Raw genomic sequence first — 20,629 nt, 5'->3', positions numbered from 1 at the left:
ATGGCGCTGCTCGACACGTTGCACCGCTGGACCGGCGGGTTTCTCGGACTGGTGCTCGCGATCCTCGGGCTGACCGGCGCGATCCTCGTTCACCGCGATGCGTGGATCATGGTGCCCCATGCCGGTGATGCGCAGATCCAGCAGACGCGCCTGCTTGCCGAGACCACCGAGCGGTTGATGGCGAACCCCGCGACCCGGCCGCAGAGCATCACGTTCGCCAACGCCAATCTCGGCGTAGACCGGCTCGATTTCGGCAAGGGGGCAGGCGCCTATACCGACCAGGCCGGCACGATCGTCAGCCAGTGGCAGAGCCAATGGGCGCGGCCCGAATTATGGCTGTTCGACCTGCACCATCATCTCTTTTCAGGCGACACGGGCGAGACGATCATCGGTATCGCAGGCGTGGCGGGGCTGTTCTTCGTGATCACCGGCACGATCCTGTGGTGGCGGACGCGCAAGACGTTTGCGTTCCGGTTGCTGCCGAAGCGGCTCAGTCGTCCGGCGATCGTCCGACATCACCGCGATTTGGGGATCGTCGCGGCGCCGCTGCTGGTGCTGTCGCTGCTGACCGGCGCGACATTGGTGTTCCGCCCGCTGACCGCGGTGTTCCTCGGGCCCGCCGCACCCGCGACGATCGACGCGGCGCTGAAGCCGCCGACCGGCGCCAAGGTCGCGCTCGCCGACCATCTCGATTGGCGGGGCATGGTCATCGCCGCGCGGACGCGCTTTCCCGACGCCGAACTGCGCAGCCTGTCGCTTCCCCGCAACGGCAGCGGCGTCGTCACGCTGCGCATGAAGCGACCGGCGGAATGGCTCCCGAACGGCCGCACGACATTGTGGTTCGCCGCCGATGACGGCCATCTGCTGGCGGCACGCGACGCCGCGTCGCACTCGCGCGTGGTCGCGGCCTACAACATTCTGTACCCGCTCCATGCGGCGAAGGTCGGCGGTCTCGGCTACCGCCTCGTGATGACGCTGTCGGGGCTCGTGCTCGGCCTGCTCGGGACGCTCAGCGTCTGGAGCTTCTGGTTCAAGCGGCCGCGCCGTTGAGGGCGGCCCGGTACAAGGCTTCGCAGCGGTCCAGCCACCGGTCGCGCGTGAACGCCGCCTCGACCCGCTCGCGTTGCACCGCGCGGGGTGCATCCAGCGCAGCGACGATCGCGCGGGCCAGCGCCGCGACATCGCCCGCGGGCGCGAACGCTCCGGTTTCGCCGATGATCTCGCGGACCGCACCCGAATCGAACGCCGCGACCGGCAGGCCGCACGCCATCGCCTCGACCGCGACCAGCCCGAACGGCTCGTCCCAGCACGGCGTGAAGACGAAGACGGAAGCCCGTCCCAGCTCGGTCGCCAGCGCCGCGCCGCTAAGATGTCCGCCGTATCGCGCGTCGCCGTCGAGCAACGGCACCACCGCAGCATCCCAATAGTCGCGATCCTCGATCGGTCCGAACAGCGTCAGCGGGACTCCCGCGATCCGCGCCGCCTGGACCGCGAGGTGCGGTGCCTTGTCGGGCGTCATCCTGCCGGACCAGACCGCGCTACCGTCGCCCCGCGCGACGAACGGCCATGCGTCGGGATCGATGCCGTTGTGCAGCACCGAGGCTTCGCGCGGGGGGCCCTCCGGCCACCAGGCGGCGAGCTGGCGGGCCGAGGTCGCGGTCAGCCGGTGCGTCGGTCCCACGCTCGCCTGCACGAACCAGCGCAGCGCATCGTAAGGCGGCACGTGCAGCGACGTGACCGTCGGCACCATCGCGGTCCGCGCCGGCTCGAGCGGAAACCGGTGCAGGCTGTTGTTGTGCACCACGTCGAAGCCACCCGCGGCGATCCGGTCGCAGGCGGCTGCATACCCCCTATCGAGATGCGCGATCAGCGCTGCGACGCCGCGATGCTCGGCGCCGGGAAAGCTCCGTTCGTAAGCCTCCGGGATCACCGCATCGAGCGCAGATCGCGGGTCGCTGTCACCCGATGCGAACAGCACGACGTCATGGCCGCGCGCCTGCAGTCCTGCCGCCAGCTGCCAGCACTGCGATTCCATCCCGCCGGCAAAGGGCTGGGCGATCGGCTGGCGAACATGGCACAGGACGGCGATCCTCATTCGGCCGCCTCGGCGCTCTCGGTCGCCGCCAGCCGGTCTTCCAGCAGGCGGATCACGACCGCGGTATTGGCATAGGGCTGGTGGCTCTGCTGTCCGGTCAGCGCGAGATCGGCGGCATCGGGGCGTCGCAGGATCCGGATCGGCCGGCCCGGGGTGGGATCGATCAGCCCCATCAGCCGGAACGCCTGGAGCCAATGCCCCATCGTCCGATACCCCCATTTGGTCTCGAACAGCTCGGCGTTGCGCACCACGCTGTCGAGATGATGCACCGGCGGCATGTGGTGCGGATGATATTGGTGATACGCCAGACCGCCCTTGATCCAGGCGATCGGGATGCCCGCCTCGTCGAGTGCCTTGCCGAAATCGGTATCCTCGCCGCCATAGCCGACATAGCGTTCGTCGAAGCCGCCAAGGCCGAGGAACGTCGCCCGCCGCATCGCGAAATTGAGCGACCAGAAACAGCGATAATCGGTGCAGATCTCGATCCCCTGCGGCGGCGGGCCGCGACGATCCGAATGCTTAACCGCAATCTCCGCGAACCGCCCATACGACCAGTCGCCCGCGGTCGCGCCACCCGGCAGGTACAGGACCTCACCCATCAACAGACCGTCGAAGCTATCGAGGAACCCGGCATAATCGGCCAGCAAACTCGGCGTCGGAATGCAGTCCATGTCGAGAAAGACGATCGCCTCGCCGGTCGCTGCCCGCGCCGCGACGTTGCGCGCCGAGGCAAGCGGCAACGCGTCGGCGACGATCCGCATCTGGCGGATCGGGAACGGCGCCTCGGGCAGGTCGTACAGATCGTCCTGCATCACCGCGACGATCAGCTCGACCGGCATCAGCGTTTGTCGCATCAGTCCGCGGACCACGTTGACGAGATGATCGGGACGCCCCTTGCCCAGGGTGACGACGGAAACTTCGGTCATGATGATAGCTCTGCGTGAAGGGGAAGGGTGCAAAAGGGCAGGCGTGGCAGGCGGTCCGCTCGGTCAGCGCCGCGCGGTCTGGGGATTGGGGGCGATCATCGCGGGCACGGCGGCAATCCGGTCGTCGCACTCGGCATAAGGCCCGTCTTTCCACGGCAAGCAGTGTAATCCGCACAGGATTGCCGGATTGCGTCGAAAACCGCGATCGCGTCGAGAACCCGGATTGCGTCGAGAACGACGTGAAGGCCGACATGGTTGCCGAGCCAGAACGACCGACGAACAAAATCACCACCCCCGGTTTGGGCGGCCGCATTTTGCCCCGGATCTTCACACAGCCGACCGAGAGCGCCGCACGTCGCGGCGCTAGAGTCCCGCCTTTTCGAGCGCGGCGGCGATCTCCGGATCGATCGCGACACCCGTTTTCGGCGTCATGCGATTGAGCACTGTGTGGATCCGGCTCTGCGCGACCTGCAACGTCTTGTATCGGACTTCGCGGATCGCATTGGTGCGCCACGATGAGCTTTCCCCCAGCAGCGCCGCCCATTTCGCCTCCTCGCCCGCGAGGATCGACAGCGCCAGCCGCAACCCGTCGCGTCGGCCATGGGCATAATCGTCCGATGCCGTCTGGTGTGGCGAAGACGTCTTCATGCGGTTGCAGTCCTTCGGCGGATGATCGGATCGTGGATTTCGGTACGTGGTGAACGGTCGAGCAGATTGGCAAGCGTTACCGGGCGAAAGCCGCGCGGGTCGACGCCGACATCGAACTGGCGCAGCACCGGCTTGAGCTTGCCGTGGCTATGCCCGTGCAGATTGATCGACCGGCGATGCTGCCCGTTCCAGCGGCTGAACGGGTAATGGCACAGCACCAGAGCCGTCCCGTCGAGCGTCAGTTCGGCGTAATCCTGTACGCTGGCCCACCCTTCGGCCGCGTCGGTTGCGGGCGGATCGTTGTTACCCCGGATCAGATGCTTGGTCCCGTGCAATTGTGCCAGCAGGTCGGTTACGTCCGACGGGCGGCGCGCGACATCGCCGAGATGCCACACCGTGTCCGCGGGACCAACGACCGCGTTCCAGCCGGTGACGATCGCGGCGTCCATTTCGGCGACGCTGGCGAACGGACGACGGTGAATATTGAGCGTCCGATGATCGCCGAAATGCGTATCCGCCGTGAAATACACAGTCATCCGACGCTCACAGCATTTCGAGTGGTCGACGCGTCCGTGGCGCTGCGAACGCGGTATCCAGCGCGGCCAAATCGTCCGGCGACAGCAGCAGGTCCGCCGCACCACGATTGTCCTGCACATGCGCCACCGTGCCGGCCTTCGGAATTGCGATGACGCCATCACGGTTCAGCACCCAGGCGAGCGCGACCTGCGCCGGGCTCGCGCCGATCGTCCGGGCTATCCGCGCCAATGTCGGATCTGCGATCAACCGGCCCTGCTCGACCGGGCTATAGGCCATCACCGGGATGCTGTGCGCGGCCAGCCACGGCATCAGGTCGAGTTCGGGCCCGCGCCGCGAGAGATTGTAGAGGATCTGGTCGGTCGCACAGCGATCGCCGCCACCCTCGATCAGTTCGGCCATGTCGTCGGTATCGAGATTGCTCACGCCCCAATGGCGGATCTTGCCCGCCGCCTTGAGCGCTTCCATCGCCTCGACCGTCTCGGCGAGCGGCACCGATCCGCGCCAATGCAGCAGATACAGGTCGAGCCGGTCGGTCCCCAGCCGCTTGAGGCTCGCTTCGCATGCCGCCGCCAGCCGCGTGCGCGATGCGTTCTGCGGATACGCCTTGCTGACGAGAAATATGTCATCGCGCACGCTGCCCAGCGCTTCGCCGATCAACGTCTCGGCTGCGCCATCGCCGTACATTTCCGCGGTGTCGATCAGCGTCATGCCTAGCTCTACGCCGCGGCGCAGCGCGGCGATCTCGTCGGCACGGTGCGCGGCGCGCTCACCCATCATCCAGCTACCCTGGCCAAGCGCCGGTATCGTTTCTCCGCCTGGAAGCGTCACGCTCTTCATGGTCTGTCTCTCGAGATATCGGTTCCAGAGGATAACGCGGAAGGGGCCGTTCGGGCGCATAGCTCCACCCAGTCTCCGCAATGTCGACCCGCTCCGCCATAGGACGGACGCAGATCAGCGGGGCAGATCAGTGGGGCAGGGCGGCAGTCGAGGACGAAAACGGCCGGGCCTTCGCACGCTTGCCCCAGAGCTTGTTCGGCTGCGCGCCCATCACGAACCGCAATTCGCCACCCTGCCGGATCTCGTCGTCGCGCAGATAGCTGCGTGTGAGGGGCGTGCCGTTCAGCGTGACCGACCGGATATACGGGTTGGCGTCCGACAGATTGTCCGTCCGGATCGCGAACTGCTTGCCGCCGGGCAGTGCCAGCGTCGCCTGGGACAGGAACGGGCGGCCGATGACATATTCGTTCGACCCCGGCGCGACCGGATAAAAGCCGAGCGCCGTGAACACCAGCCATGCGGACATCTGGCCGAGATCGTCGTTGCCGCTGAGTCCTTCTGGCTTGGCGCCATATTGGCTCTGCACGATCTGCCCGAGCCGTTCCTGCGTCCGCCACGGTGCGCCGGCGTAACTGTAGAGATAGGCGACGTGATGGCTCGGTTCGTTGCCGTGGATATACTGGCCGATCAGCCCGGCGATATCCTCCGCATGGCTGTAATCGACCTTCGAATTGTCGAAGTCGAACATCGCGTCGAGCTTCTTCACGGTCTTCGCATCGCCGCCGAGCAGCTTGAACAAGCCTGCCTGATCCTGTGGCACGAACCAGCTATATTGCCACGCATTGCCCTCGGTATAATCCGAGCCGTAGTTGATCGCGGTCGGATCGAAAGGTGTGCGGAACGCGCCGTTCGCGAGCCTTGCGCGCAGCCAGCCGGTCTTCGCGTCGAAGCTGTTGCGCCAGTTGCCCGCGCGTTTCTCGAACCGCTCGGCGATGTCGGTCTTGCCCATCCGCCGCGCCATCCGCGCGATCGTCCAGTCGTCATAGGCATATTCAACCGTCTTGGATGCGGCCTCCGGCTCCTTGTCGATCGGGACGTAGCCACGCCGGATATACTCGCCGAGCCCGCCATAGGAGGCATGGTCGGCGCTCGCGACCATCGCCTGCAACGCGGCCTCGGCGTCGAAGCCGCGAATGCCCTTCATATACGCGTCGGCGATGACGGGGACGGCGTGATAGCCGATCATCGTCCACGTCTCGCGTCCGGCGAACTGCCAGACCGGCAGGATCCCGTCGGGGCTGTGCTGCTGGCTGGCGATCAGCGAGCGGACGATATCGGTATTTGTCTTCTCCGGCTGGATCAGCGTCAGCAGCGGATGTTCGGCGCGGAACGTGTCCCATAGCGAGAAGGTCGAGCGGACCGTGAATCCGTCGGCCTGATGAACCTGATCGTCGGGCCCGCGATACCGCCCATCGCTATCGCTCCAGACGCTCGGCGCGAGCAGGCTGTGGTACAACGCGGTCGCGAAGATCCGGCGCATCGGGGCCGCGGCCTCGAACTTGACCGCGCCCAGCGCATTATCCCAGTCGCCCTGCGTCTTAGCTCGGACCGCGTCGAAGCCGCCGGGCTCACTGTCGAGATTGGCGAGCGCGCCGGCTTCGTCGACCCCTGATATCCCGACCTTCACCTCGAGCGGTGCGTCGAGCGGACCGAAATCAAGCCGCGCTTCGAGTGCCTGGCCGAGCTTCTCCGCTAGCGTATCGCTGCCGCGGCCCGGACCCTGGAAACCCTTGTACGCGATGTCCTGCTCACGGTTGACCAGCGCATGGCCGACCAGCGGCGCGGAGAACCGCATCGCGAAGTAGAGCTTGCGCCCGGGCGCCCAGCCGCGCGTCTCGCGAAAGCCGGTGAGCACGCCGTCGTCCCTCATGTGCAGCCCCGACCACAGAATCTTGCCGGGGTAATTATAGAGCGAAGACCGCAGATCGACGACGATATGCGCGGCCTTGCCCTTGGGAAAGCTGTAGCGATGCACGCCGATCCGCGTCCCCGCTGTCATTTCTGCACGCACGCCGGGACCGTCCAGCGTGACCGCGTAATAGCCCGGCTTGGCGACCTCGGTGGCGTGCGAAAACCGCGAGCGATAGCCGGGCGCGGCGGGCGTGCCGGGGTCCATCGGCACCGTGTCGCCCGACACTGGCATGACGAGGATGTCGCCAAGATCGGAATGGCCCGCGCCAGAGAAATGCGTGTGGCTGAACCCCTCGATCGTGGGGTCGTCGTAGCGATAGCCGGCGGCGTGGCCGTAGCAGGTGCGGATCACGCAGGAGGTATCGGTGTCCGGCGACAACTGGACCATGCCGAAAGGCGCGACTGCGCCCGGGAACGTGTGCCCTTCGCCGCCCGTCCCGATGAACGGATCGACCGCATCGCTCGGTCTGGCCGCGTCCTGGGCGTAGGCGCTGGTGGAGAGAAACAAACCCAGCAAGGCGCCCGCGAGGCGTGATCGCTTGAAAACCGACATCGAGATCGCCCGTATGGAGGAAGGGATTGCTTCGGAATATTGCAGGCGAGCGTCGATCTGAGAAGCGCCGCCCGATTTAATCGATCAGCGGGCCGAAGCTGGCTGTGCAGTGCTGCCGCGGACGATCAGTTCGTGATCCAGCGTCACCTGTCGCGACGGGCTGTCGACGCCGCGCAATATGTCGACAAGCAACTCGACGGTGCGGCGGCCGATCATCGCCTTGGGCTGCGCGATGGTGGTCAGCGGCGGCTGAAAATAGCGCGCGAGCGGGAGGTCGTCGAAGCCTATGACGGAAACGTCTTTCGGGCATGACAGCCCGGCGTCGCCGATCGCGCTCAGTGCGCCCATCGCCATCTCGTCGCTGAAGCAGAAGATCGCGGTGACATCCTGCGCGATCAGGTCGCGGGTGTGATCGACCGCGGGGCCGGCGGAATAGTCGCCGATGCGGATGTGCAGGCTGTCGCGCAGGCCGGCACGGGTCGCGGCGTCGATTGCGCCGGCGAGGCGGTCGCGGCTGATCGGGCTGATCTCGGGGCCAGTGACGACGCCGATCCTGCGATGGCCGAGCGCGATCAGATGCTCGATCGCGTCGGCACTGGCGGCGGCATTGTCGATATGGACGCTCGGGACGCCGAGGTCGGGACTGTATTCGCAGCCGTTGACGATCGGCGCGGCAGTCCCTTTGCGCGCCATCAGCGGGGCGAGGCTGGTTGGCAGGCGGTGGCCAAGGAAGATCAGCCCGTCGACCTCGCGGCGGGAGAGCATGTCGGCATATTGGTCTTCAACGTCCGGATCGTGGCGCGTGTCGCCGACCACGACCGAGTAACCTGCGTCCCTTGCCGCCTCCTCGGCGCCGCGAATGACGCTGGCGAAGAACGCGTTGGAGATATCGGGGACGGTCAGCAGGATCTTCGCCGCGCGCAACGTCCGCAGGCTCCTCGCGGCGACGTTGGGCGCGTAACCGGACTCGCGAACGACCGCCAGCACGCGCGCGCGCGTTTCCTCCGACACCTGTTCGGGCCGGCTGAGAACGCGCGAAACCGTGGCGGTCGAGACGCCTGCGAGAGCGGCCACTTCGATGATCGTCGGCATAGGGTCGTCATGGATCCGGTCGTCGGCACTGTCGATATATATCCGATGTAATCCTTTACATTCGTATCGCGGCTCCGTAGCTTCCGGGTCGACAAGCAGTAAAACTGCGATCGGAGAGGTAGCGAATGGCGCGTGCAGACACTGGGCCCCAGGCCACGCAGGGCGGCCTGCTAACCGGCCGCCTGAGCGCCATGATGTTCATGCAGTTCTTCGTATGGGGCGCCTGGACCGTAACCCTCGGCCTCGTGATGCAGACGGTCGGGATCGGCAACCTCATCGGCAACGCGTTCTCGGTCGGGCCGATCGCGTCGATCGTCGGCTCGTTCCTGCTCGGCATGGCTGCGGCGCGTTATGTTAGCCCGCGGATGCTGATGGTGATCCTGCACTTGGTCGGCGGCGTGCTGTTGTTTTTGCTCCCATCGCTGGTGAACCCGGAGAACGGCCCGACCTTCGTCTGGCTGCTGCTCTGCTACATGATCCTCTACATGCCAACGGTCGGCCTCGCGAACACGATCGCGCTGAAGAGCTTTGGCGAGCGGACCGACAAGTTCCCGTTCGTCCGCGCGTTCGGTACGCTCGGCTGGATCACCGCCGGCCTGATCATCGGCTGGGCCGGCCTGTCGGCGAGCCCCGAGATTTTCCGCGTCGCAGGCGTGGTGTCGATCGCGCTCGGCCTCTACAGTTTCACGCTGCCGAACGTGACGGCAGACGCGCCGCGCGACGAGAGCGTGCTTCGCCAAGTGTTCTGCGTCGAGGCGTTCGGGTTGCTCCGCCAGCGCTCGTTCCTGATCTTCATGACCTGCGCGACGCTGATCTCGGTCCCGCTAGCGATGTATTACGCCTATGCGTCGCCCTATGTCGGCGCGACCGGCATCAGCAATGTCGGCGGTACGCTCGCGATCGGGCAGATGTCCGAACTCGTGTTCATGTTCTCGATGCCGTGGCTGTACCGAAGGTTCGGGGTGAAGCCGCTACTGCTCGTCGGCATGGCCGCATGGGCGTTGCGCTACGCCTTGTTCGCGATCGGCGACGGCGGGTCGTCGTTGTGGGCGGTGTATCTCGGCGTCGCGTTGCACGGCGTATGCTATGATTTCTTCTTCGTCGCCGGCGCGATCTACACCGGCACGATCGCTACGCCGAAGGGTGTGAACGCGCAGGCGCAGGGCATGCTGACGCTGTTCACCTACGGCGTCGGCATGCTGCTCGGGTCGCAGATCGGCGCGCTGCTGTATGCGCAACTGCCGGCCTCGCCGACCATCACCGACTGGCAGCATATGTGGTGGTATCCCGCCATCGCCGCCGCGGTGATCGCGCTGCTGTTCCAGTTCACGTTCCGCGACGACACCAGAAAGAGTGCAGCATGACCGGTATGAAGGGCCCCGGAATATTCCTCGCCCAGTTCCTTGGCGACGAAGCGCCGTTCGACACGCTCGACGGTCTGGCGGAATGGGCGGCGGGGCTCGGCTATGTCGGCGTCCAGATCCCCTGCAACGCGCAGTTGATCGACCTGAAGCTCGCCGCCGAGAGTAAGGCGTACTGCGACGATCTTCGCGGTAGCATTGCCAAGCACGGCATCGAGGTCACCGAATTGTCGACGCACCTGCAAGGGCAGTTGGTCGCGGTGCATCCGGCGTACGACACGCTGTTCGACGGCTTCGCGCCGCCCGAAGTTCATGGCAAGCCTGCCGAGCGCCAGCTTTGGGCGGTCGAGCAGGTCAAGCTCGCCGCGCGCGCCAGCGCAAATCTCGGCCTGTCCGCGCACGCCACCTTCTCCGGCGCACTGGCTTGGCCGTACGTGTATCCGTGGCCGCAACGTCCCGCCGGGCTGATCGAGGAGGCTTTTGCCGAACTCGCTCGCCGGTGGGTTCCGATCCTCGACGTTTTCGAGGAGGCCGGTGTCGACTGCGCATTCGAGGTGCATCCCGGCGAGGACGTCCACGACGGCGCGACCTGGGAACGCTTCCTCGCCGCGGTCGACAATCATCCGCGCGCGCGCCTGCTGTTCGATCCGTCGCATTTCGTGTTGCAGCAGCTCGATTATCTCGACTTCATCGACCGCTATCACGACCGGATCTCGTGCTTCCACGTCAAGGATGCCGAATTCAACCCGACCGGCCGAACCGGCGTGTACGGCGGCTACGAGAACTGGGTCGACCGCGCCGGCCGTTTCCGCTCGCTCGGCGACGGGCAGGTCGATTTCTCCGGCATCTTCAGCAAGATGGCGCAGTACGGTTATGACGGCTGGGCGGTGCTCGAATGGGAGTGCGCGCTGAAACGGTCCGACGACGGCGCCCGCGAAGGCGCGCCGTTCATCCGCGACCACATGATCCGCCTGACCGAACGCCCGTTCGACGATTTCGCCGCCAGCGGCATCGACCGCGCCGCAATCCGCAAGCTGCTCGGACTGTCCGAGGGGCAGGCATGAGCCGGCTTCGTCTCGGCATGGTCGGCGGCGGGGAGGGGGCCTTTATCGGCGCCGTCCACCGGATGGCGGCGGCGCTTGATGGCGATTGGGACCTCGTTGCGGGCGCGTTCAGCACCGATGGTGGGCGCAACACGCGCACCGGCGCGCTGCTCGGTCTGGATCCCCAGCGGGTCTACCCGACGCTCGATGCACTGATCGCGCACGAGATTACGCTGCCCGCGGACCAGCGCATCGACGCGCTCGCGGTCGTTACGCCGAACCATCTCCACGCACCGATGGCGATCGCCGCGCTGGACGCCGGCTTCCACGTATTCTGCGAAAAGCCGATGGCGATGAGCGTGGTCGAGGCCGAGGCGATCGCCGCCGCCGCCAAGGCCAGCGGCCGGCACTTCGCGCTGGCGTTCACCTACAGCGGCTACCCGATGGTCGAAGAGGCACGCGCACGGGTCGAGCGCGGCGATTTCGGCGCGATCCGTCTGGTCCAGGTCGAATATCTGCAAGGCTGGCTCAGCCAATCGATCGACACCGACGGCAACAAGCAGGCCGAATGGCGCACCGATCCCGCCCGCGCAGGGCTCGGCGGCTGTCTCGGCGACATCGGCACGCATGCGTTCCAGCTCGCCGAGCATGTCTCCGGCCTGTCGGTGCAATCGGTCTCGGCGGACCTCACGACGCATGTCGAGGGCCGCCGACTCGACGACGACGTCAGCGCGCTGCTCCGGTTCGAGGGGGGTGCCCGCGGCACGCTGAAGGCGAGCCAGGTCGCAGCGGGCGAGGAGAACGGGCTTCGACTGCGCATCCACGGCGAACGCGGCGGACTCGACTGGTCTCAGATGGAGCCCAACACGCTGACGCTGCGCTGGCTCGACCGCCCCGCGGAGAGCGTGCGGACCGGCGGTCCGGGCATGCTCGACACCACCGCGACGCTGGTGCGTACACCCGCGGGTCATCCCGAGGGCTATATCGAGGCGTTCGCCAACCTGTACCGCGCGTTCGCCTCGGCGATCCGCGGTGATGGCGGCGGCAATCGAGGAGACGGCCGCTGGTTTCCGGCCGTGACCGATGGCTTGCGCACGATGCGCTTCATCGAGGCGGTGATCGCCAACGCGGGCGCAGATCGGAAATGGACTTCAGTAAATCCGGGAGAGAATGAATGAAGCTGCTCATGGCTCTGGTCGCAGGAAGTATCGCGGCGGTTGCGGCCGTCACGGTCTCGGCGCCGACCACCGCGCAATCCACCGCGGCCGCACCGCCCGCCTTCGCCGCGTGCCGCGCGTGCCACACCGTCGTGAAGGGCGGCAGGAATGGCATCGGCCCGAACCTGTACGGCGTGGTCGGCCGCGCCGCCGCTGCGACGCCTGGGTTCAACTACTCGCCGGCGATGAAGGCATCGAAGCTGCGCTGGGACGAGAAGACGCTCAACGACTATCTCGCCGCACCGCAGAAGAAGGTGCCGGGCACGCGCATGCCGATCGCGACGCCCGATCCGGCCAAGCGTGCCGCGATCATCGCGTATCTCAGGGCCGAGGGCTCGAAATGACGGTAATGGTCGCATGACGCTCTCCCGTAGAAATCTGCTCGGGGCTGGGCTCGCGGCAGGCGCCGCCGCCTCGCTGATACCCGGCATGGCCGCAGGGCAACGCCGCAGCTCGAACGCCGCGCGCTTCTCGCTCGGCTACGCGCCGCACGAGGGCAGCTTTGCCAGCCGCGGTGGACGGATCGAGCAGATCGCCTACGCCGCCGATCAGGGCTTCACCGCCTGGGAGGACAACGAGGCGGCGACGCGGTCGGTGGCCGAGCAGGAGCAGATGGCCAAGGCGCTGGCGCAGCGCGGCATGACGATGGGCGTGTTCGTCGCCAGCATGCCCAAATGGTCGCAGTCGCGGCCGCTGCTCGGCGCCAATGACGGTGCCGAGCGCGAGGCGTTCCTTGCCGACATCCGCGCCTCGCTCGACGTCGCCAAGCGACTGAACGCGAAGCACATGACCGTCGTCACCGGCTTCATGGATCCGAAGGTGCCGGTCGATATACAGACGGCGCGCGTGATCGACATCATGCGCCGCGCGGGCGACATCGTCGCGCCATCGGGCACGGCGATGGTGATGGAGCCGCTCAACACGCGGACCAACCATCCCGGCGTCTATATGCAGTCGATTTCGCAGGGCTATGCGGTCGCGCGCGGCGCCAACAGCCCGGCGGTTAAGATCCTCGCCGACCTGTATCACGAGCAGATCCAGTCGGGGAATTTGATCCCGACGCTCGACACCTGCTGGAACGAGATCGGCTATATCCAGTTCGGCGACAATCCGGGCCGCAACGAACCCTCGACCGGCGAGATCAATTTCAAGTCAATCGTGAAGTGGCTGAAGGCCAAACGCTATTCGGGCGTGATCGGGATGGAACACGGCAATTCGATTGCAGGGCGTGCTGGCGAGGATCGCCTGATCGCCGCCTATCGCGAAATCGATGCAGCATGAGGGGGACGGGGATGAGGGGAAGACGCATGAACACCTGTTTGATGGCGAGCGCCGTCACGGCGATGACGCTGATGACGACGGCGCCGATCGCAGCCCAGGAGAAGCCCGGCTTCAAGGATACGCCGATGTTGCCCGGCGGCCAGTGGCGGGTGCACGACGCCGACCGCCCCGCGCCGGCCGTCGTCGCCCCAGCCGCGACCCCCGGCGGTCCGCCCGCCGACGCGGTCGTGCTGTTCGACGGGCGTTCGCTCGACGCATGGAAGCCCGATCGGATCGCGTGGCCGATCGCGAACGGTGCGCTGACCATTCCGTCGCGCGCGAAAAGCGGTGGCGAGAACAACCTCGTCTCGAAACAGAGCTTCGGCGACGTGCAGATGCATCTCGAATTCCGCTCGCCCAACCCGCCGACCAAGACGTCGCAGGATCGCGGCAACAGCGGCATCTGGTTCATGCAACGCTATGAATTGCAGATCCTCGATGGTTCGCAGAACCCGACCTACGCCGATGGCACCGTCGGCGCGGTCTATGGCTGGAAACCGCCGCTGGTGAACGCCGCGCGCCGGCCCGGCGAGTGGCAGACCTACGACATCGTGTTCGAACGGCCCCGCTTTGCCGCTGACGGCAGCCTGCTCCGCCCTGCGTACGTCACGGCGCTGCTCAACGGCGTTCTCGTCCAGAACCACCAGGCGATGCTCGGCACCACGATCTGGCGCAAGGTCGCCAGTTACACTGCGCACGCCGACGCCGCGCCGATCCAGCTTCAGGATCACGATTCGCCGGTGTCGTTCCGCAACGTCTGGGTTCGTCCGCTGCCCGAGGCGGCGATCGCGCAGGACCTGAAGAAGGACGGTAAATGATCGATCGCAGAACTGCACTCGCGGGTGTCGTCGCCATGTTCGGCACGGCTTTGTATGCGCCAATCGCCCGCGCAGCCGGGGTCGCGGCAACTTCGGGCGCAGCGGTCGGCATTCCCGTCATCAGCGAAGGCCCGCCCAGCGTCGCGGTCTTCACAGCCCCCCAGCGCGCGCTGATGACCGCACTCAGCGAACGAGTCCTGCCGACCACCGATACGCCGGGCGCGATCGCCGCGGGTGTCCCGGCTTATATCGAAAAGCTGCTCGCCGACTGGGCCGCGCCGGCTGACCGCGTGCCGATCCTCGCCGGGCTGGACGCGATCGAGGCGCGCAGCCTGAAGGACTATAAGGTCGCCGGCGCCAAGGCGACCGCGGCGCAGCAGGATGCGCTGCTCACGCTGGCGATGAACGATCAGATCCCGTCCGGCGGCGTCTTCTTCGAGGCGTTCCGTCAGCTTGTCGTCACCGGCTATTACACGTCGGAAATCGGCATGACGCAGGAGCGCGAATATCTGCCGGTGCCGGGCGAGTATAACGGCGCATTTCCCTATTCTCAGGTCAACAAGGTGTATTCCGCATGATCCTCAGCCGTAGAAACCTGCTCGCCGGCTCCGGTGCGGTCGCAGCGCTCGCGTTCGTGCCGACCGCATCGGCCGCACAGTTGAAGGCGATCGGCCTGCAACTTTACACGATCCGCGACATCTTCTCGAAGGACCCGGTCGGCACGCTCGGACAGGTCGCCAGAATCGGCTACCGCGAGGTCGAATTCGGTGGTGGCGGCTATGACGGCATGGATCATGCAATGCTGCGCCGGACGATGGACAAGCTCGGCCTGACCGCGCCCTCGGTGCATATCGGCTACGACGCGCTGCTCAAGCAGTTCGACCAGTCGGTGACGATGGCCAAGACGCTCGGCGCGACCACCGTCGTGCTGCCGTACATGACCGACGAGCATCGCAACGAAGCGGGCTGGGCCGCGGCGCTGCCGAACTTCAACCGGTTCGCGACCGACCTGAAAAAGGCCGGGCTGGGCTTCGCCTATCACAACCACGATTTCGAGTTCACCACCAAGCCGGGCGGCGTCAGCCTGTACGAGCGGCTGCTGAAGGAGACCGATCCCGCGCTCGTGAAGCTCGAACTCGATCTCTACTGGGCATTGCATGCCGGCGAAAACCTGACGACGCTGATCGAGCGGCTGTCGACCCGCCTCTACGCCTATCACGTCAAGGACATGCGTCCCGACCGGAGCATGACCGCGGTCGGGCAGGGCACGGTCGATTTCGGCGCGCTGTTCAAGCTGAAGGGCAGTGCCGGCGTGCGCCATTTCTACGTCGAGAACGATCAGGCCCCCGCGCCGTATCTGCCCGACATCACCACGAGCTTCCGGACACTGCGCGCGCTTCGTTTTTAAACGGACGAGCTTCGGACGGGGCGTGTTTCTGAGTATTAGGAGAGGAAGGTCATGGCTGAGACCAACAGGTTCGACGCGATCGTAATAGGTTCAGGCGTAAGCGGCGGTTTCGCTGCGAAGGAACTGACCGAAAAAGGCCTCCGCGTTCTGATGCTGGACCGCGGCAAGATGGTCGAGCACGGCGAAGGCTACACCTATGACGGCAAGCCCGCCTACGAGGTGCCGGCACGCAACATCATGCCCAAGGCATTGTTGGACAGCGATTATTTCATCGCTAAGCACGGCTATGTCCAGCCCAGCAACCGCGAGTTCCACAATGACGACCGGCTGAATCCGTACGCCTATGACGAGGGCAGCAAGTTCTACTGGATCCGGCCTGGCGCGGTCGGCGGCAAGTCGCTGATCTGGGGCCGCTGGTGCTTCCGCTGGAGCCCCGCCGATTTCGAGGCGAACAAGCGCGACGGCATCGATGGCGATTGGCCGATCCGCTATGACGACGTCGCGCCGTGGTACAGCTATGTCGAGAAATACATCGGCGTCTCGGGCTCGCGTGAGAACCTCGCCTATCTGCCCGACAGCGAGTTCCAGCCGCCGATGCCGATGAACGTCGCCGAGAAGTGGTTGAAGCAGAATCTCGAAAGCAAGTTTCCCGGCCGGAAACTGATCAACACCCGGCTGTCGAACATGACCGAGGACAAGCCCGATCAGAACCGCACGAAGTGCCAGTTCCGCAACCAGTGCGGCAATGGCTGTTCGTTCGGTGCGTATTTCTCGACCCAGGCCGTTACCCTGCCAGCCGCCCGCGCGACCGGCCGGCTGACGCTCAAGTCGGACTCGGTCGTCACCAACTTGGTGTACGACGCGGCACGCAAAAAAGTCACCGGCGTTCGCTATATCGACGCCAAGACCGGCCAGGCGGAAACCGTCAACGCGGATCTCGTCTTCCTCTGCGCCTCGGCGATCGCGTCCACACAGATCATGCTTAACTCGCGCGCGCCGGGCAGCGACCGCAGCTATTTCGACGAGAGCGGCACGCTCGGGCGCTATGTGATGGATCACATCTTCCGTGTCGGGGTCGAGGGCGACATCCCCGGGATGGAAGAGTTCATCGAATTCGGTCGTCGTCCGGGCGGCGTCTACGTCCCGCGTTTCCGCAATATCGGCGGCGACGAGGGCGTCGGCTTCAAGCGCGGTTATGGCTATCAGGGCAGCGCCTATCGCAACCCTGCCGCCCCTGTCGGGTTCGGCGCATCGATGAAGCAGGGCATGCGCAAATACGCGCCGTGGCGGTTCAGCATGGGCGCATTCGGCGAATGCCTACCCTATGCGGACAACAAGGTTTCGCTCCACCAGAGCAAGGTCGACCGGTTCGGGGTGCCGCTGGTGCGGTTCGACGTGCGCTTCCGCGACAACGAACTGAAGATGATGGCCGACGCGCGAACGCAGGGCGAGGCGATGCTGAAGGCGGCGGGCCTGACCAACGTCAAGAGTTCGGAAAGCGAGCACGTACCCGGCGACGCGATCCACGAAATGGGCGGCGCCCGCATGGGCCGCGACCCACGCACGTCGGTGCTTAACGAATGGAGCCAGGCGCATGCGGCGTCCAACCTCTACGTCACCGACGGCGCGCAGATGGCGTCGATCTCGTGCGTGAACCCGTCGCTGACGTTCATGGCGTTGACCGCCCGTGCCGCCGATCATGCGGTGCGCCAGATGAGAAAGGCCTGAGCGCGATCCCGTAATCCAGTGCGGTGGAGCCAGCGGCTTCACCGCATCAGGACTGCGGAGTCCGGTGCAGATCCCGTCGCGAAGCCGCCGACGATTTTCCAAGCGCGCAGATCGACGATTGCTACCCGGTCGTTCTGCAACGATGCATAGACCGTGTCGCCGACGATGTTCAGACCCGGTGCCGCCGCCGGAAGCGGGAGATAGTCCTCCTCAGCCAACGTCGTCGGGTTCAGCCTCGACAAGCTCTTGTCCTGCGTATTCGATACGATCAGCTTGCCGTCCGTCTGGGTCACGATCCTGACCGCCTCACCGCGCATCGTGCGTTGCATCCGCCGGGTCAGCGATGTCGCATCGAGAGCATGCAGCGTGCCGCTGGGACGATCGATGACGAACAGGGTCTGTTCGTCGGCGCTCAACGTCATCGCTTCGGGGGCGACGCCGATATGCTGGAGGACCGGGGCTACGCCGATGTCGTCCGTATCGACCATGATGACCGCACCGCTCAGCGTGTCGGCGACATAGCCGCGGGAGCCGTCGCGGCGGATGACCAGGTAATGGCTTCGCGCTCCATTGACCGGCACCAGTCGCGCGGGCGCATCGTCCGTCTGCGGGGTGTCGAACCGCGCCAACACGCTGTCTTTCTCGGACAAGACATACAACCGCCCCTTCGAGTCCATCCGCACCGCGTGCAGCCGGCCGAACGGGGTCAGGTCGATGGTTCGTGCAAGAGTCCTTTTCTCGAGATCGATGACCCAGACGCGATGACCACCGACGCCCGGCGCCTTCCAGCTTTCGACGCCATAATCGCCGACGAACGCATAGCGGCCGGCGGGGTCGGCGACGATCTCGTGCGGTTGCGTCCCCAATGGGACAACACCGACGCGCTTGCCGCCGGGAACCGCGTAGAAGGCCACGCGACCCTCGTTCTTTTCGACCACGGCAAGCGTTTCCATCTTCGCCGCTGGTTTCGCCAGGATCTGCGCGGCTGCGCGCGTACCGATCACGGTTGCGGCGAGGGCGCCCCCTGCAAGCGTCCACAGACCTTGACGGCGATTGATCAGCGACATGTCGAAACTCCTTGTTTGTCTTTCAAAGACATGAGCGACGGACGGGTTCCGCGACAATCGCGCGCCGTCGGGTCGACCATCGTTCCAGCCTCGGAGGCAAGTGCGAGCACGAAAGATGTCGCGCGTTGCGAGGTTCGGCCTCGGGCCGGTTCGTCGAACGGGCAGGAGACGATTGCAATGCATCCAGTGGCGGGCGACAAGCAGCCTGATCGGAGATTTCATGCGTCTAGCTTTCGCCCTCGTCCTGCTGCCGGCCGTTCCGCTCCTACAGGCCAATCTCGCGGCGCCGGATGCGGTAACGCGTTCGACCGTGCAGGATGCCGCACTGCTCGCGTTCCTCGATCGTGCGTATGACGAGCAACTCGCGCTCAGTCCGGAATCGCAGACCCAGCTGGGCCTGAAAACCAATTATGACCGGCTCGACGATTATACCGACGCCGCATCGCTGCGCGCCGAAGCGCTCGCCGAACGGCAGCTGGCGGCGATGCACGCTCAGTTCAAGCCGGAACAGTTGAGCGAAAGCGCGCGGGTGAGCTACCGCCTGTTCGAATATGAAGTCGAGCGCGGCCGTCAGTCGCTGCAATTTCGCAAGTTGCGGTTCCCCGTATCGACCAACGGCAGTCCGGCGGGCGAGATCCCCGTTCTGCTTATCAACAATCACAAGGTCGAGACGGTCGCCGATGCGACGGCGTACATCGCCCGCCTTCGCGATACCGAGCGGGTGATGCGCGAGGTGTCGGCGACGATGCGCGCGCAGGCGGCCTTGGGCATCGTCCCGAACAAGGTGAACTTCGCGCCGGCGCGCGGCGATGCGAAGGCGATCATAACCGGCGCACCGTTCGAGGCCGGCCCGGACTCAAGCGTGTGGGCGGACTTTCGCAAGAAGGTCGGCGCGTTGGCTGCGCCGGCCGCCGTCAAGGCGAAACTCCTGGCCGATGGCAGTGTCGCGCTGACGGGGCCGTTTCGCACGGGGTACGGCGTGTTGCTGACCACGCTCGACGAGATCGAACCCCAGTCCAAGGGCAATTTCGGTGCCTGGAGCCTGCCGAATGGCGCGGCCTATTATGCCGATCGGTTGAAGAACTCGACCACGACGGACCTGACCGCCGACCAGATTCACGCACTGGGTCTGAGGCAGGTCGCCGCGATCCGCCAGGAAATGGAGGCGGTCAAGCGCGAGGTTGGCTTCACCGGCACGCTCGAGGCATTCTTCGATCAGATTCGGACCGATCCGAAGTTCAAATATCCGAATACGGCAGAAGGTCGCGAACAGTATCTCGGCGATGCCCGCGGCGTGATCGCTTCGGTCATGGTCGCGGCACCGCGCTATTTCCGAAAGCTGCCAAAGGCGCCACTCGAGGTTCGCGCCGTTGAAAAGTGGCGCGAAGGTACCGCGTCGACCGCGTTCTACAATCCGCCGTCCGCGGATGGCACGCGTCCCGGCATCTACTACGTCAATCTGGTCGACATGAACCAGACGCAGAAGGTGCAGGTCGCCGGCATCGCCGCGCACGAGGGCGCGCCCGGTCATCACTTCCAGATCGCCCGCCAGCAGGAACTCGTCGGCATTCCCAAGTTCCGCAAATTCGGTGGGTATGGCGCGTATGTCGAGGGGTGGGGGCTGTACTCGGAACGGCTCGCGAACGAGATGGGGGTCTACAAGACACCCTATGACCGGTTCGGGATGTTATCGCTGCAGGTCTGGCGCGCGATCCGGCTGGTGCTGGACACCGGCATCCATTCGAAGCGGTGGACCCGTGACCAAGCGGTGGCGTACTTCAAGGCGAACAGTTCGGTATCGGATACGGATATCGGCCGCGAGGTCGACCGGTATTTCAACTGGCCTGGTCAGGCCACCAGCTACATGGTCGGCCAGCTCAAGATCACCGAACTGCGCGATCGTGCCAAGCGCGAACTCGGGGACCGCTTCGACATTCGCGACTTTCACGAGGCGATTTTGAGCCAGGGTGCGCTCCCGCTGGACGTGCTCGACGAACAGGTGAACCGGTATATCGCCGACCGCCGCCGCTGAAACCAGCCCCGATAAAGTCAGCGGTGCGTTCGGTCG

General features: G+C 65.6%; 19 protein-coding genes. 11 read left to right on the top strand and 8 right to left on the bottom strand.

Translation table 11 applies throughout. From position 1 onward, the window contains the following. Nucleotides 1-1,050 (top strand): PepSY-associated TM helix domain-containing protein, encoded by a 1,050-nt coding sequence (locus C8J46_RS01325; RefSeq protein ID WP_132734334.1) that lies wholly within the window; start codon nt 1-3, stop codon nt 1,048-1,050. On the opposite strand, the gene C8J46_RS01320 is transcribed toward C8J46_RS01325, so the two are convergent. The 7 genes from C8J46_RS01320 to C8J46_RS01290 all read right to left on the bottom strand — a co-directional run bounded on the left by C8J46_RS01320 (nt 1,031) and on the right by C8J46_RS01290 (nt 8,599). Further along, a complete protein-coding gene (locus C8J46_RS01320) occupies nt 1,031-2,095 on the bottom strand; it encodes a glycosyltransferase (RefSeq protein ID WP_132734332.1) in 1,065 nt (354 codons plus the stop codon). The two genes, C8J46_RS01325 and C8J46_RS01320, sit on opposite strands and share 20 nt — an antisense overlap. Further along, on the bottom strand, nt 2,092-3,021 hold the full coding sequence (locus tag C8J46_RS01315; RefSeq protein ID WP_132734330.1) for a galactosyltransferase-related protein: 930 nt from the start codon (nt 3,019-3,021) through the stop codon (nt 2,092-2,094). The genes C8J46_RS01320 and C8J46_RS01315 overlap by 4 nt, the downstream gene beginning before the upstream one ends. A 363-nt stretch (nt 3,022-3,384) precedes the next feature. Continuing rightward, complete coding sequence (locus C8J46_RS01310) at nt 3,385-3,669, bottom strand: hypothetical protein (RefSeq protein WP_132734328.1); 285 nt, start codon at nt 3,667-3,669, stop codon at nt 3,385-3,387. Then, nucleotides 3,666-4,205 (bottom strand): metallophosphoesterase family protein, encoded by a 540-nt coding sequence (locus tag C8J46_RS01305; RefSeq protein ID WP_132734326.1) that lies wholly within the window; start codon nt 4,203-4,205, stop codon nt 3,666-3,668. Before C8J46_RS01305 ends, C8J46_RS01310 begins: the two co-directional genes overlap by 4 nt. A 7-nt stretch (nt 4,206-4,212) precedes the next feature. Continuing rightward, nucleotides 4,213-5,043 carry an aldo/keto reductase gene (locus C8J46_RS01300; protein WP_132734324.1) on the bottom strand — a complete coding sequence of 277 codons (831 nt, stop codon included), beginning with the start codon at nt 5,041-5,043 and terminating at the stop codon, nt 4,213-4,215. A 127-nt stretch (nt 5,044-5,170) separates the two neighbouring features. Then, the gene (locus C8J46_RS01295; protein ID WP_132734322.1) at nt 5,171-7,507 is read right to left on the bottom strand and encodes a GH92 family glycosyl hydrolase; all 2,337 of its coding nucleotides are present in this window, start codon (nt 7,505-7,507) and stop codon (nt 5,171-5,173) included. A gap of 84 nt (nt 7,508-7,591) precedes the next feature. Next, nucleotides 7,592-8,599: a LacI family DNA-binding transcriptional regulator gene (locus tag C8J46_RS01290; protein WP_132734320.1), complete on the bottom strand. Its 1,008-nt coding sequence runs from the start codon at nt 8,597-8,599 to the stop codon at nt 7,592-7,594. Nucleotides 8,600-8,724: 125 nt separating this feature from the next. On the opposite strand from C8J46_RS01290, the gene C8J46_RS01285 reads away from it, so the two are divergent. Genes C8J46_RS01285 through C8J46_RS01245 form a run of 9 tightly spaced genes read left to right on the top strand, consistent with a single transcriptional unit; the run spans nt 8,725 to nt 17,494 of the window. Beyond that, nucleotides 8,725-9,963, top strand: a complete 1,239-nt coding sequence (locus tag C8J46_RS01285; RefSeq protein WP_132734318.1) for an MFS transporter — start codon at nt 8,725-8,727, stop codon at nt 9,961-9,963. Next, nucleotides 9,960-11,024 (top strand): sugar phosphate isomerase/epimerase, encoded by a 1,065-nt coding sequence (locus tag C8J46_RS01280; protein ID WP_132734316.1) that lies wholly within the window; start codon nt 9,960-9,962, stop codon nt 11,022-11,024. The genes C8J46_RS01285 and C8J46_RS01280 overlap by 4 nt, the downstream gene beginning before the upstream one ends. Further along, the gene (locus C8J46_RS01275) at nt 11,021-12,181 is read left to right on the top strand and encodes a Gfo/Idh/MocA family oxidoreductase (RefSeq protein ID WP_207894051.1); all 1,161 of its coding nucleotides are present in this window, start codon (nt 11,021-11,023) and stop codon (nt 12,179-12,181) included. The genes C8J46_RS01280 and C8J46_RS01275 overlap by 4 nt, the downstream gene beginning before the upstream one ends. Beyond that, nucleotides 12,178-12,564: a c-type cytochrome gene (locus C8J46_RS01270; RefSeq protein ID WP_132734314.1), complete on the top strand. Its 387-nt coding sequence runs from the start codon at nt 12,178-12,180 to the stop codon at nt 12,562-12,564. Before C8J46_RS01275 ends, C8J46_RS01270 begins: the two co-directional genes overlap by 4 nt. Nucleotides 12,565-12,577: 13 nt before the next feature. Next, nucleotides 12,578-13,501 (top strand): TIM barrel protein, encoded by a 924-nt coding sequence (locus tag C8J46_RS01265; RefSeq protein ID WP_132734312.1) that lies wholly within the window; start codon nt 12,578-12,580, stop codon nt 13,499-13,501. A gap of 26 nt (nt 13,502-13,527) precedes the next feature. After that, nucleotides 13,528-14,358: a DUF1080 domain-containing protein gene (locus C8J46_RS01260; protein ID WP_243643161.1), complete on the top strand. Its 831-nt coding sequence runs from the start codon at nt 13,528-13,530 to the stop codon at nt 14,356-14,358. After that, nucleotides 14,355-14,936, top strand: coding sequence for a gluconate 2-dehydrogenase subunit 3 family protein (locus tag C8J46_RS01255; RefSeq protein ID WP_132734308.1), 582 nt, complete (start codon nt 14,355-14,357; stop codon nt 14,934-14,936). Before C8J46_RS01260 ends, C8J46_RS01255 begins: the two co-directional genes overlap by 4 nt. Continuing rightward, nucleotides 14,933-15,766, top strand: coding sequence for a sugar phosphate isomerase/epimerase (locus C8J46_RS01250; protein WP_132734306.1), 834 nt, complete (start codon nt 14,933-14,935; stop codon nt 15,764-15,766). Before C8J46_RS01255 ends, C8J46_RS01250 begins: the two co-directional genes overlap by 4 nt. A 51-nt stretch (nt 15,767-15,817) precedes the next feature. Beyond that, nucleotides 15,818-17,494 carry a GMC family oxidoreductase gene (locus C8J46_RS01245; RefSeq protein WP_132734304.1) on the top strand — a complete coding sequence of 559 codons (1,677 nt, stop codon included), beginning with the start codon at nt 15,818-15,820 and terminating at the stop codon, nt 17,492-17,494. Between the two features lie 38 nt (nt 17,495-17,532). Here the strand turns inward: C8J46_RS01245 and C8J46_RS01240 are convergent, their stop codons facing one another. Next, nucleotides 17,533-18,561 carry a twin-arginine translocation pathway signal protein gene (locus C8J46_RS01240; protein WP_132734302.1) on the bottom strand — a complete coding sequence of 343 codons (1,029 nt, stop codon included), beginning with the start codon at nt 18,559-18,561 and terminating at the stop codon, nt 17,533-17,535. A gap of 220 nt (nt 18,562-18,781) precedes the next feature. On the opposite strand from C8J46_RS01240, the gene C8J46_RS01235 reads away from it, so the two are divergent. Further along, nucleotides 18,782-20,593 (top strand): DUF885 domain-containing protein, encoded by a 1,812-nt coding sequence (locus tag C8J46_RS01235; RefSeq protein ID WP_132734300.1) that lies wholly within the window; start codon nt 18,782-18,784, stop codon nt 20,591-20,593. Nucleotides 20,594-20,629 lie beyond the last annotated feature (36 nt).

Source organism: Sphingomonas sp. PP-F2F-A104-K0414 (assembly GCF_004340945.1).
Classification (GTDB): Bacteria; Pseudomonadota; Alphaproteobacteria; order Sphingomonadales; family Sphingomonadaceae; genus Sphingomonas.
The sequence above is the reverse complement of the archived record's forward strand: the minus strand, read 5'-3'. Positions and strand labels throughout refer to the sequence as shown.

Bases quoted from the DNA above. Each gene is read 5' to 3' on its own strand.
- C8J46_RS01325 (WP_132734334.1), top strand. From the start codon at position 1: ATGGCGCTGCTCGACACGTTGCACCGCTGGACCGGCGGGTTTCTCGGA.
- C8J46_RS01320 (WP_132734332.1), bottom strand. From the start codon at position 2,095: ATGAGGATCGCCGTCCTGTGCCATGTTCGCCAGCCGATCGCCCAGCCC.
- C8J46_RS01315 (WP_132734330.1), bottom strand. From the start codon at position 3,021: ATGACCGAAGTTTCCGTCGTCACCCTGGGCAAGGGGCGTCCCGATCAT.
- C8J46_RS01310 (WP_132734328.1), bottom strand. From the start codon at position 3,669: ATGAAGACGTCTTCGCCACACCAGACGGCATCGGACGATTATGCCCAT.
- C8J46_RS01305 (WP_132734326.1), bottom strand. From the start codon at position 4,205: ATGACTGTGTATTTCACGGCGGATACGCATTTCGGCGATCATCGGACG.
- C8J46_RS01300 (WP_132734324.1), bottom strand. From the start codon at position 5,043: ATGAAGAGCGTGACGCTTCCAGGCGGAGAAACGATACCGGCGCTTGGC.
- C8J46_RS01295 (WP_132734322.1), bottom strand. From the start codon at position 7,507: ATGTCGGTTTTCAAGCGATCACGCCTCGCGGGCGCCTTGCTGGGTTTG.
- C8J46_RS01290 (WP_132734320.1), bottom strand. From the start codon at position 8,599: ATGCCGACGATCATCGAAGTGGCCGCTCTCGCAGGCGTCTCGACCGCC.
- C8J46_RS01285 (WP_132734318.1), top strand. From the start codon at position 8,725: ATGGCGCGTGCAGACACTGGGCCCCAGGCCACGCAGGGCGGCCTGCTA.
- C8J46_RS01280 (WP_132734316.1), top strand. From the start codon at position 9,960: ATGACCGGTATGAAGGGCCCCGGAATATTCCTCGCCCAGTTCCTTGGC.
- C8J46_RS01275 (WP_207894051.1), top strand. From the start codon at position 11,021: ATGAGCCGGCTTCGTCTCGGCATGGTCGGCGGCGGGGAGGGGGCCTTT.
- C8J46_RS01270 (WP_132734314.1), top strand. From the start codon at position 12,178: ATGAAGCTGCTCATGGCTCTGGTCGCAGGAAGTATCGCGGCGGTTGCG.
- C8J46_RS01265 (WP_132734312.1), top strand. From the start codon at position 12,578: ATGACGCTCTCCCGTAGAAATCTGCTCGGGGCTGGGCTCGCGGCAGGC.
- C8J46_RS01260 (WP_243643161.1), top strand. From the start codon at position 13,528: ATGAACACCTGTTTGATGGCGAGCGCCGTCACGGCGATGACGCTGATG.
- C8J46_RS01255 (WP_132734308.1), top strand. From the start codon at position 14,355: ATGATCGATCGCAGAACTGCACTCGCGGGTGTCGTCGCCATGTTCGGC.
- C8J46_RS01250 (WP_132734306.1), top strand. From the start codon at position 14,933: ATGATCCTCAGCCGTAGAAACCTGCTCGCCGGCTCCGGTGCGGTCGCA.
- C8J46_RS01245 (WP_132734304.1), top strand. From the start codon at position 15,818: ATGGCTGAGACCAACAGGTTCGACGCGATCGTAATAGGTTCAGGCGTA.
- C8J46_RS01240 (WP_132734302.1), bottom strand. From the start codon at position 18,561: ATGTCGCTGATCAATCGCCGTCAAGGTCTGTGGACGCTTGCAGGGGGC.
- C8J46_RS01235 (WP_132734300.1), top strand. From the start codon at position 18,782: ATGCGTCTAGCTTTCGCCCTCGTCCTGCTGCCGGCCGTTCCGCTCCTA.